Here is an 8,978-nt window from a genome sequence, read left to right on the forward strand (position 1 = left end):
GGGCAGCGCCCGTCCGCCCCCCCGGGCGGGCGCTACGCGTCCACCTGCGGCCGGGCCCCGCCCTGTGTTGCTCACAAAAGACCATCAAGGATGATCACCCCCCATAGAGGTTCTTGTCGTGCTTCTCGACAATCGCGGCAAACCGGCGGGCAAAGCGTTCGTCCGCCTTGGCCTTCTTCTCCAGCACGTCGCGGGCAAACACCATGTTGCCCTCATGCGCTTCCAGCATGTCGGCCATCTTCTGGTTGGTCGCGGTGCCAATCGCCGCCATCGCGGTCTGGGCTTCCTTGTCGGTCTGCACGCCGATCTCGTTGATCCGGTGCGCCACATCCTGCTGCTGCGCGGTCTTCAGCGATTTGGTCAGCGCATCATACAGCACCACCCGCTGCTGGGTGTCGGTCTGCAGCTTGTTGATCAGCACCATCTGCGTCGCCGCCTGGTTCTGCAGGCTGTCGACCCAGGTCTTGCCCTTCTCGATATAGCGCTCCAGCGTCTGCGACTTGGCGAGCTTCACCTGCTCGTCCTGCACCAGCGCGTTGTACTTGGCGTTGAGCTCGGCCAGCTCGGTCTCCAGCTTGGTGCGCGCGGCGGCGTCCTGCTCGACCGAGATCTTGTTCTCCAACGCGATGATCTGCGGGTCCAGCCCGACAATCTCAGCCCGCACCCCCTCCAGCTCCTGCACGGTGAACTCGCGGTCGTCCAGCGTGGCAGTCAGGTTCACCTGCACCTTCTCGCGCTGCTCTTCCAGTGTTGCCAGCTGGCCCTCCAGCAGCTTCACGATCACGTCGGACTTGGCAATCAGGTCCTGCAGCTTGTCGTCGATATTGGCGGTGCGCATCCGCTCCTGGCGCATCGAGTCCGACTTGCCCTTGGAGAAGAAGCCGACAAAGCTCTCCCAGCCGGTCTTCGACCGCATCTCGTCAAAATCCTTGGAGAACGCTGCCGTCACATCATCCAGCCCCATAATCAGCTCGGCGATATTGGCGTTCATCACCTCGGTGTGCGCGTGCACATCCTCCAGCGTCGCGCTTTCAATGTCGATGCTGGCATCCTCACCCGCCTCGATCTTGCTGCGCGCCGTTTCGATCCGCGAGGTCAGCGCCTCGATCCTGGCCTGGGAGTCCCGGACCTTTTCCTGGCTCTCCGCCACCATCCTGTCAAATTGGGAAACACTCATAGTATCCGTTCCTCCCTCTCAAATGCCTGATCTTGATATGGGGATGTAAAGTTCTTTTACATCCCTTGGAGCGGCTCAATTCCGCCCCCTTTGCAAGCACTGTTGCAGAGAGGCCGCACAAAGAAAACCCCCGGGGAAACCCGGGGGCTGTTTCGCGCAAAAGGGGCAGCGTTACATGGTCTGCTGCTTGCCCAGCACCAGAAAGGTCATCATGCCGAAGGGCGGGATATTCTCCTGCTGCTCGACGCTCAGCCCGTCCTCCTGCAGCACCGTTTCCAGCGCAAAATCGGAATGCCAGCCGATCACATTGGCCAACGGCGCCGAGAGCTTCTCCAGCGAGGCCCGGACCCCCTTGCCGCTCTTGAAGTGATTGGTGATCACCACCTTGCCGCCGGGTTTCAGAACCCGCGCGATCTCGCGCATCACGCGCTCCGGCTCGGGCACGACGGACAGCACATGCATGGCCGCGACGGTGTCAAAGGAATTGTCCGGGAAATCCAGCTGCCGGGCATCCATCTGCCGCAGCGCCTCCACCTGGGTCAGCCCCATCTCCCGCACCTTGGCTTGCGCCTTCTTCAGCATGTCATGGCTGAAATCGATGCCGGTCACCTGCAGGTGCGGCGCATAATGCTGCAGCGACAGCCCGGTGCCGACGCCAACCTCCAGCACCTTGCCTTCCCGGGAATTGATATAGCGGGTTGCGCGGCGGCGGCCCGAGCGCGTCACCGCGCCAAAGGTCCTGTCATACACCGGCGCCCAGCGCGCGTAAGATTCCTCTACTGCCTTGATATCCAATTCGTCCCTCCCCTTGGACGTCCCGGGCTAGCGCTTCGGCTTGGAAACCAGCCCCCAAATCACCATAGCAACATAACCGACGCATAGCACAACCAGCACCGTCCATGCATAGGTCAACAGTGCCGCAGCCAAGAAGGCAAAGCCCACCAGCAGGTATTTGACATGCTCGCGGGAGATCTTCATCGCCTTGGGCGACCAGGTCTGGATGTGGCTGATCATCAGCAGGCCGACCACCACCATATGCAGGCAGATCAGCAGTTCCGGCAGCACCATCGCCCCGTCAAAGGCGAAGGAGACAAACATCGGCAGCATCGCCAGAAACGCCCCGGCCGGCGACGGGATGCCTTCGAAATAGCCGCTGCGCCCCTTCGGCTCCTCCTCCGATTTGCTGCCGACATTGAACCGCGCCAGCCGCACCACGCAGCAGACCGAGAACACCAGCACCGAAATCCAGCCCACGCCGCGCACGTCCTGCAAGGCCCAGAGATAGATCACCATCGGGGTCGCCACCCCGAAATTCAGGAAATCGGCCAGCGAGTCGAGCTCCGCGCCCATCTTGCTCTCGCTGTGCAGCGCCCGCGCCAGCCGCCCGTCCAGCCCGTCCAGCACCGCAGCCAGCAGGATCAGCATCACCGCCAGCGTGTAATTGCCGTAAACCGCAGCGCGGATCGCCGACAGGCCCGCACAGATGGCGCCGATGGTCATCATGTTCGGCATCAGCTGGATCAGCGCGAATTCGGATTTCTTCTTTTCCGGGGCGTCATACATGGCGTTGGCTCTTTCTTCCTCGCGGGGCGCGTGTGTGCCACGGCAAGAGGGTAACATCTGGGCTTGCTATGCCGTGGCGCACATATGCCCCAAGACCCGCCCCGGCGCAACGGTCGTGCCCGCCGTGCGGGATCAGCCCTCGTTCAGTGTGGTGAAAAGCTGTCCGGAAACCGCCAGCCGCCGGGGCAGCTGCACCTTCCGGACGCGATGACAGGACATTCGCGCAGACCGCGCGCCTCCTTCACCATTTGTTAGATGCCCATGACGATTATGCCATTCAGCGGCATTTGCTTCAAATGAGGAAAAATAAAAGTTGCTTGAACGACAAACACCTGATCCGGCTCAAGAATCCTGCCATCAAAGAACCCAGGACGCAGAAAGACTCGTCCAGACCGCAAAATCCGAACCCCTGACCGATGGCGGCATCCGGACCTCACAGCTCCTCTCCGAAGCGCTCACCATTGATCCCTGCCACCACCAAGCGCAGGTCTTGCAGGAACGGCTCCACCAGACATTTGTCCCGCGCTGGCATTTTCCGATGCTCGCGGACAAGGCGCGCAACAGCGCCTACGCCCAGGCCATCGAGGCCAAGGTGAAGCCCGGTGACGTGGTTCTGGACATCGGCTGCGGCGCCGGCCTGACCGCCATGCTGGCTGCGCGTACGGGCGCGAAACATGTCTACACCTGCGAGCAGCAGCCGCTGATCGCCCAGGCCGCCACGCAGGTCATCGAGGCAAACGGCCTGAGCGACCGCATCACTGTCATCCCGAAATGGTCGCATGAGATCGTCGTCGGCGCGGACATTCCAGAGCAGGCAGATGTGGTTATCTCGGAAATCGTCGATACCGTTCTGCTGGGCGAAGGCGCCCTTGCGACCCTTACCCATGCCATGTCTGCACTTGCCAAACCGGACGCCCGCGCGATCCCGGAGCGCGGAACCTTGCTGGCCCAGCCGGTGGAAAGCCCCGGCCTCCTGAACCTCTGGCGGCCGCATGAGGCCGAGGGTTTCGACCTCAGCGCCTTCCACCATTTTGCCCGCGTGGCGCAGCTCACCCCGAACGATTTCGAGGCTTGCAAGCTTCGCTCCTTGGGCCCGGCGGCAGAGCTGTTCGCGTTTGACTTCACCCGGCCAAACATCAATCCAGGGCGCACCACAGCGGATCTCGCCTGTGCCGCCGCAGGCACCATCCATGCGGTCCTGGTCAGTTTCGAAATGGACCTGGCCCCCGGCATCCAGGTGTCGAACGGAGTGAACTCCGGCGGCCATTGGGGGCGGACCGCCTACCTGCTGGACCATCCGCATCTTGCGGCACCCGGGGACCGCCTGCGCGTGACCGCGCAGCACGATGCCTCCCAGCTCAGCCTGTCCGTGCAGGATGCTCTGCCCCGCGCCGCGGAGCAGACCACCGCAACCCTGTGGATGACCCGCGGATGGAACGCGCACCGCCAGCTGCTGGCCGACGGCGGCCCGGCGGCTCCGCAGGCTCCGGTTTGCCCGCCGTCAGAGGCCGCGCTTGCTCGCCCCCAAGGCCAAGCCTTTCACTAGCCCCGGACCCGCGGGGCGCCTACCCGGTGCACAGGGGGTGTACAGGGGGTGCACGCATGGCACCCCCTGCATTTTCGTGTTCAGCCGGCCTCAGCCGACAACGTTGAACTCCGGCCCGTAGGGGTACTTGGTGATGTTCTCGTTGCCGTCCTCATGGATGATCAGAATGTCATGCTCACGGTAGCCGCCGGCGCCCGGCTGGCCGTCGGCGATGGTCAGCATCGGCTCCATCGAGATCACCATGCCGGGCTCCAGCACCGTGTCGATGTCCTCGCGCAGCTCCAGCCCGGCCTCGCGGCCATAGTAGTGGGACAGCACGCCAAAGGAGTGGCCATAGCCGAAGGTGCGGTACTGCAGCAGATCGCGCTCTTCGAAGAAGGCGTTGATCTTATGAGTGATTTCCGCGCAGCTTGCACCCGGTTTCAAGAGCGAGATGCCGTATTCATGGGCGGCAACGTTGGCCTCCCAGATCTTCAGGCTCTCGGCATCCACTTCCTTCACGAACATGGTGCGCTCCAGCGCGGTGTAATAGCCGGAGATCATCGGGAAGGTGTTCAAGGACAGGATGTCGCCGCGCTGCAGGGTGCGCCCCGTCACCGGGTTGTGGGCACCGTCGGTGTTGATGCCGGACTGGAGCCACACCCAGGTGTCGCGGTATTCCGCATCCGGGAAGCGCTTGGCAATCTCCAGCTCCATCGCGTCGCGTCCGGCCATCGCCACGTCGATCTCCCGCGCGCCTTCCTTGACCGCCTCGCGGATCGCAAAGCCGCCGACGTCGGCCACCGCGGCACCAGCCCGGATCATGTCCAGCTCGGCTGCGGATTTGCCCATCCGCTGGCGCATGGTCGGCTCGTAGAGGTCAACCAGCTTGGACGGCGCCAGGAAGGCTTCCAGCTTGCCCTTCTGCAGCAGGGTCAGGTGATCGCTTTCATAGCCGACAACCGCGCCCTCGCCCGAGACAGACTTGATTGCGCGCCAGAAATTGTCGCGCTGCCAGTCGGTGTAGGTGATGTTGTCGCAGAACGAGCGGCGCCAGGGCTGGCCCGCGTCAATGCCGGCCGAGATGGTCACAGCCTCGGACGCTGTCACCACCAGGCCGTATGGGCGGCCAAAGGCGCAATAGGTGAAGCCCGAGTAGTAGGAGATGTTGTGCATCGAGGTGAAGACAGCAGCGCTCACCCCTGTGTCGGCCATGATCTTGCGCAGGCCCGCGATCCGCGCCTCGTATTCGGAGACGGCGAATTGCAGCGGCGCCTTTTCACCATTGTGAAAACGGTACATTTCAGGACGTGCAGTCATATCAGACCCTTCCTTCTTACAAGAAAGGTCCCGGCGTTCAGGACAGTTTGGAATGTGGGGGCACCATGTATCCCATGCGGTTTCCCATGCGGCGACGCCATCGCCTGGCCCTTGCGTGGAAGATGCGGCGGAAACCGGATTCGGGCAAGAAGTTTTTTACGTTCAGGAAGCCTGTAGGGTGGGCGATTCCGCCCACCGCTCCGCGATCAATTCACGATCAGCGCCACCAGGTCGCTTTCGGGATCCGCCAGCGGATCAATCACGTTGAAATGGTGCTTGCCGAAGGCGATCACGTGATCCGCTTCCCAGGCCTCCACCAGCCAGATCGCCTGGTCCAGGAATGCCGGGCGCTCCTCGCCGCCGACCCAGACCGTGACCTCCGCCGGATAGCGGTCGGTCATCTCCACCGGGCTTTCGGCAACGGCGGCAGCGGAATCCATCTTGAACTTCTGGTTCATCGAGGTGCGCAGCAAAGGCAGCAGATCCGCCAGCGGCGAGATCGGGATCACCGTCTTGATCCGCTCCCCTACCTCCGGCGGCAGCAGGGCCTTGTCCAGCATCCGCGCCACCAGATGGCCGCCCGCGGAATGGCCGGCCAGCGCAATCGGACCCTCCACTTCCGCCGCGATCCGGGTCACCGCCGCGGTGATCTGCCGGGTGATATCGGCGATCCGCACGTCCGGGCACAGGTCATAGGACGGCATCGCCACCGCCCAGCCATGCGCCATTGCGCCGCGGGCCAGATGCGACCAGGAGCTTTTGTCGAACGCCAGCCAATAGCCGCCGTGGACAAAGACAAACAGCCCCTTGGGGGTGCCTTCGGGCAGGAACAGGTCGAACCGCTGCCGTGCCCCTTCGCCATAGGGGATGTCCAGCCGGGCGCGCTCGTGCAGGCTGTTGCGGAAATCCTCTGCCGAGGCCGCCCAGCGCGGCGGGTACTTGTCTGCGTTTTCGATATAGGCCCCGTTGGCATAGGCATCATCCAATTCCATGCCCAGTCTCCCCTGTTCTTATTGTTGGCCGTTACCTGACAGTCTCGCACAGGAGATGTCAAATTGCCCGGCTGAAAATGCTGCTGCCCGCAGGCAAAGCCGAAAAATTTGATCAAATTCTGGACTCATCAATCCTTCTGGACATATCAAGGCGCAGCTGATTTGCATTTCAGCGACAGAACACCCGGGAGGCCCGCAATGCTCGACGCAACCACTGACCTGAAATCCCTGCTCAAAGACCCCAGCCTGCTGGAGACCCGCGCCTATATCGGCGGCAAGTTTTCCGATGGCGACGGCACCTTTGACGTGACCAACCCTGCCCGCGGCGACGTGATCGCCCAGGTGGCCGATGTCAGCCGTGCCCAGGTGGCCGGGGCCATTGCCCAGGCGGAAGCCGCGCAAAAGGAATGGGCCAAGTGGACCGGCAAGGAGCGCGCCAATGTGCTGCGCAAATGGTTCGACCTGATGATGGAGAACCAGGAGGATCTGGCGGTGATCCTGACCGCCGAAATGGGCAAGCCGCTGGCGGAATCGCGCGGCGAGATCGCCTATGGCGCCTCCTTCATCGAGTTCTTTGCTGAAGAGGCCAAGCGTATCTACGGCGAGACCATCCCCGGCCACCAGCGCGACAAGCGCATCACCGTCATCAAGCAGCCGATCGGCGTCGCCGCTTCGATCACGCCCTGGAACTTCCCCAACGCGATGATCACCCGCAAGGCGGGTCCGGCGCTGGCGGCGGGCTGTTCCTTCATCGCGCGCCCGGCGGCCGAAACTCCGCTGTCGGCCATCGTTCTGGCAGTGCTGGCGGAGCGCGCAGGCATTCCGGCGGGCGTGTTCAACGTGGTGCCCTCGTCCCGGTCCTCCGACATCGGCAAGGAGTTCTGCGAGAACGACGCGGTGCGCAAGCTGACCTTCACAGGCTCCACCGAAGTGGGCCGCATCCTGTTGCGCCAGGCCGCGGATACAGTGATGAAATGCTCGATGGAACTGGGCGGCAACGCACCGTTCATCGTCTTTGACGACGCCGACCTGGATGCGGCGGTCGAAGGCGCCATCATGTGCAAGTTCCGCAACAACGGCCAGACCTGCGTCTGCGCCAACCGGATCTATGTCCAAGCCGGCGTTTACGATGCCTTTGCGGAGAAACTGAAGGCCGCCGTCGAGAAGATGAACGTCGGCGACGGCCTCAAGGACGGCATCCACTTCGGCCCGCTGATTAACAAGGAAGCGGTCGAGAAAGTGCAGGAGCATATTGCCGATGCAACCTCGAAAGGCGGCGAAGTGATCCTGGGCGGCAACCCGTCGGAGCTGGGCGGCAGCTTCTTCCAGCCGACCATCGTCAAGGGCGCAACCCAGGACATGGCCTTTGCCACCGACGAGACCTTTGGCCCCCTCGCCCCGCTGTTCAAGTTCGAGGACGAGGACGAAGTGATCGCGATGGCCAATGACACCATCTTTGGCCTGGCGTCCTACTTCTACGCCAAGGACCTGAGCCGCGTGCACAAGGTGGCCGAGGCGCTGGAATACGGGATCGTCGGGGTGAACACCGGCATCATCTCGACTGAAGTGGCGCCGTTCGGAGGCGTCAAGCAGTCGGGCCTGGGCCGCGAAGGCAGCCACCACGGCATCGAGGATTACCTGGAGATGAAATACATCTGCATGTCGGTCTGACCCAAGAGGTTAGTGCCAGGCCATCGACCTGGCGACCCGGCTGATGGCGCTGGCCCAGGCGGCTTCCGTCTCCGGGTCCAGTGCCGGCCCTAAAACATCGCGCAAAGCGGCAATCAGCGCCCGCTTTGCCGCTTCGCTCTCCCGCGGGCCAAGATCCAGATGGGCGTGTTCCTGAACCAGCCGCTCGCTCAGCTCTGCCAGCGTGTGCGGGTCATCCAGATTGCGCACACAGGCGGCAATCATCGCGGTCAGCATCGCCTTCTGCTTCACGAAATTGCCGCGGAACTTGCTGCGCGCCTCCGGCAGGCGGGTGAACAGATGCACGTAGAACCGTTCTGCCAGATCAGCCTTGCGGGCAAAAATCCCGGCAAAGCTCTGCTGAACATGCTGAATTTCCTGAGGTTTCATCAAACCGCCTATGCTTTGCAACTCAACCACGGCACCAGGCTTCCGCCGCGGCAGGGCTGCAGCAGACGGGACATGCACCGGTACTCAACACGTCTCCCCCCATCGAGAATGCGGCCAAAAAGCTAAAATTTACTTGCGCGCGCAACCAGAGCTGGAACATGTCCCCGCGGGGACAACTCTTGGAAACAAAAAGCCCCCCGGCAAAAACCGGGGGGCTTGTGGACTCGGACCAGGGTCCGCGGGATCAGTTGACCGTTTTGGCCTCGATCTCGGGACGGGCCGAGCGGGAGGAGGAGATTTCGATCCGGCGCGGTTTCAGCGC

General features: G+C 62.9%; 8 protein-coding genes. 2 read left to right on the top strand and 6 right to left on the bottom strand.

The genetic code is table 11. From position 1 onward, the window contains the following. Window positions 1-94: 94 nt before the first annotated feature. The 3 genes from ACFMBG_RS16700 to pssA all read right to left on the bottom strand — a co-directional run bounded on the left by ACFMBG_RS16700 (window position 95) and on the right by pssA (window position 2,740). Window positions 95-1,177 (bottom strand): hypothetical protein, encoded by a 1,083-nt coding sequence (locus tag ACFMBG_RS16700; RefSeq protein ID WP_421055833.1) that lies wholly within the window; start codon window positions 1,175-1,177, stop codon window positions 95-97. A 171-nt stretch (window positions 1,178-1,348) separates the two neighbouring features. Then, complete coding sequence (locus ACFMBG_RS16705) at window positions 1,349-1,972, bottom strand: class I SAM-dependent methyltransferase (protein WP_421055834.1); 624 nt, start codon at window positions 1,970-1,972, stop codon at window positions 1,349-1,351. Between the two features lie 27 nt (window positions 1,973-1,999). Beyond that, entirely contained in the window at window positions 2,000-2,740 is a 741-nt protein-coding gene (pssA, locus tag ACFMBG_RS16710; protein WP_421055835.1) for a CDP-diacylglycerol--serine O-phosphatidyltransferase, read from the bottom strand. 313 nt (window positions 2,741-3,053) lie between these two features. Between pssA and ACFMBG_RS16715 the strand changes: the two genes are divergently transcribed. Then, complete coding sequence (locus ACFMBG_RS16715; protein ID WP_421055836.1) at window positions 3,054-4,286, top strand: class I SAM-dependent methyltransferase; 1,233 nt, start codon at window positions 3,054-3,056, stop codon at window positions 4,284-4,286. Between the two features lie 90 nt (window positions 4,287-4,376). Here ACFMBG_RS16715 and ACFMBG_RS16720 read toward each other — a convergent pair whose 3' ends face one another. Together ACFMBG_RS16720 and ACFMBG_RS16725 are read right to left on the bottom strand one after the other, a co-directional pair. Further along, window positions 4,377-5,585 (bottom strand): aminopeptidase P family protein, encoded by a 1,209-nt coding sequence (locus ACFMBG_RS16720; protein WP_421055837.1) that lies wholly within the window; start codon window positions 5,583-5,585, stop codon window positions 4,377-4,379. A gap of 206 nt (window positions 5,586-5,791) precedes the next feature. After that, window positions 5,792-6,577 carry an alpha/beta hydrolase gene (locus ACFMBG_RS16725; protein WP_421055838.1) on the bottom strand — a complete coding sequence of 262 codons (786 nt, stop codon included), beginning with the start codon at window positions 6,575-6,577 and terminating at the stop codon, window positions 5,792-5,794. 198 nt (window positions 6,578-6,775) lie between these two features. On the opposite strand from ACFMBG_RS16725, the gene ACFMBG_RS16730 reads away from it, so the two are divergent. Continuing rightward, window positions 6,776-8,248 (top strand): NAD-dependent succinate-semialdehyde dehydrogenase, encoded by a 1,473-nt coding sequence (locus ACFMBG_RS16730; protein WP_421055839.1) that lies wholly within the window; start codon window positions 6,776-6,778, stop codon window positions 8,246-8,248. Window positions 8,249-8,257: 9 nt separating this feature from the next. Here the strand turns inward: ACFMBG_RS16730 and ACFMBG_RS16735 are convergent, their stop codons facing one another. Then, entirely contained in the window at window positions 8,258-8,656 is a 399-nt protein-coding gene (locus ACFMBG_RS16735; RefSeq protein ID WP_421055840.1) for a globin domain-containing protein, read from the bottom strand. Between the last annotated feature and the right edge of the window lie 322 nt (window positions 8,657-8,978).

The sequence above is a fragment of the Leisingera coralii genome (genome assembly GCF_049056525.1).
GTDB classification, from domain to species: domain Bacteria; phylum Pseudomonadota; class Alphaproteobacteria; order Rhodobacterales; family Rhodobacteraceae; genus Leisingera; species Leisingera coralii.

Coding starts and splice junctions, on each gene's coding strand:
- ACFMBG_RS16700 (WP_421055833.1), bottom strand. CDS start 1,177: ATGAGTGTTTCCCAATTTGACAGGATGGTGGCGGAGAGCCAGGAAAAG.
- pssA (WP_421055835.1), bottom strand. CDS start 2,740: ATGTATGACGCCCCGGAAAAGAAGAAATCCGAATTCGCGCTGATCCAG.
- ACFMBG_RS16720 (WP_421055837.1), bottom strand. CDS start 5,585: ATGACTGCACGTCCTGAAATGTACCGTTTTCACAATGGTGAAAAGGCG.
- ACFMBG_RS16725 (WP_421055838.1), bottom strand. CDS start 6,577: ATGGAATTGGATGATGCCTATGCCAACGGGGCCTATATCGAAAACGCA.
- ACFMBG_RS16730 (WP_421055839.1), top strand. CDS start 6,776: ATGCTCGACGCAACCACTGACCTGAAATCCCTGCTCAAAGACCCCAGC.
- ACFMBG_RS16735 (WP_421055840.1), bottom strand. CDS start 8,656: ATGAAACCTCAGGAAATTCAGCATGTTCAGCAGAGCTTTGCCGGGATT.